Consider the following 1,603-nt stretch of genomic DNA (forward strand, 5'->3'; position numbering starts at 1 on the left):
GGTGGTGTTGGCGGCGCCGGTGTACTGACCGTAGCGTGCCCCTACGGCTTTAAGCGCTGAAAGAGGCGCCTCACCCAATGCGGTATTTGCCGCAGGCTTGACCACCGTCCCAGGTGTCGCGTAATTCCAGAAATCCTGCCTTCCTACGCGCCGTGTGCAGAGCGCATCTTTGCAGCGTGTGCTTTCGACCTCCAACAGCGTAAGCAGGGGATTGATTTCCTTGGAGTCGCCTGGGAACTGCAGGCTGCTGGTATAAGCGCGACATGGGGCAGCGCTACAAGTCGATCCATCGGCCATTTCCCCGCGAATATCGAGTTCTGCATCTTGGAGTAGGGCCTGGGCGGCCTCAACTGCGCGTTGGTAGTCGGCATCGTTGCCGGTCAGCATTTCGTTAAACAGCGAAGTGCGCGATGCCCACAGCGCCAGCAACATCGAGAGCATGACAAAGATGATGACGATGAAGAGTGCCACCCCGCGTTGACTGCTCGGCCGAGCATGTCGCTGGCGGGTGTGCATGGACGGTGTCATTGCAAGAGGTCTTGGGCGGTATGGCATGACGATGCTTAAAGGGTTGGAAGCCCTTGGCTGCGCAGTTGGAAGGTATTGCGAAACAGCATGTGCATGCGGTTGGTGCGTGGGCTGGGAAGTTGGGTCATGTCGATGGATTGGCCATCGCAGTCGGTATAGCTACTGCCTTGTGGCATGTCGATCGCGTCGCTGCCGTAGAGCACCAAACAGATTTGCACACCTTGTACGCGGCGCCATGTGGGATCGGTTGTGTCCGTGGGCATGCTGCTGCCCTTGCGGTATTGGATGGTGGTGCCGGAGCCACCCACCACGGTTTGGACCAAGTAGACAACCTGAAATTGCGCAACGTTTTGTGTAATTGGCTGTGCGTTGACGACGCCGTTTCCTCTGCAGCGCAAATTGCCATCGGCCAGCGTGAAAATGCTCTCGATTCGTTCGTCGGTCTTGGTGTTGGCTGGCGCACCAACACAGTTGCGCGCCAGAAAATCCGTACCTACCGTCGAGTTGGTAGCGTTGTCTGCAATGAACACGTTGTCCTTGTACCGGCGAAAGCCCGTGGTCAAGGTGTCGTCGCCGCCTGCAAGAATGTTTTGCAGCTCAAAGTTGTTGCCTCCACTTTGACCCAGGGCTTTGATTTCAAAAACGACAGCACTCAGTACGTCCGTGGGGGCGGTTCCCGTGGGGTCGGGGTTCAGATAGAGCGATCCGGCCTGGCGCAACTGCTGACCCAGCACCCGCAGGGTATAGGCACCTTGTTGCTGAAGTCCGCTGGCGTCGCTGACATTGCTGGAAACGTTGCGTGATACCAGTAATGCACCGATGGCCACGGCCACGACCAGTAAACCGATAGAGAGACCCACCAGCAACTCGAGCAAGGACATGCCGCGCTGCTTGGGTGAAAGTGTCAGAGCGGGGTGCATACGTAGAGTAGTTTGTATGACGAGGCTGTGCTTGGTCATGAGCAATAGGGCGTGCCGCCGCTGCCGTAGGGCGCGCAGCGTGCTGCAACGGACAGGTATTGCAAGTGGCAGGTAAAGCCTTCCGGACAGGCGTTGTCATCGTCGGTGCCTGCGGA

2 protein-coding genes are annotated in these 1,603 nt (G+C 58.0%); both read right to left on the reverse strand.

Annotated elements, in window-relative coordinates; all coding sequences use genetic code 11:
• A partial coding sequence (locus tag CA2_RS01265) for a pilus assembly PilX family protein (RefSeq protein WP_369441111.1) occupies positions 1–516 on the reverse strand: 516 nt, incomplete at its 3' end.
• Positions 517–563: 47 nt separating this feature from the next.
• Entirely contained in the window at positions 564–1,487 is a 924-nt protein-coding gene (locus CA2_RS01270; RefSeq protein ID WP_369441112.1) for a PilW family protein, read from the reverse strand.
• Positions 1,488–1,603 lie beyond the last annotated feature (116 nt).

It is taken from the genome of Comamonas aquatica NBRC 14918, assembly GCF_000739875.1.
GTDB lineage: Bacteria > Pseudomonadota > Gammaproteobacteria > Burkholderiales > Burkholderiaceae_C > Comamonas > Comamonas aquatica.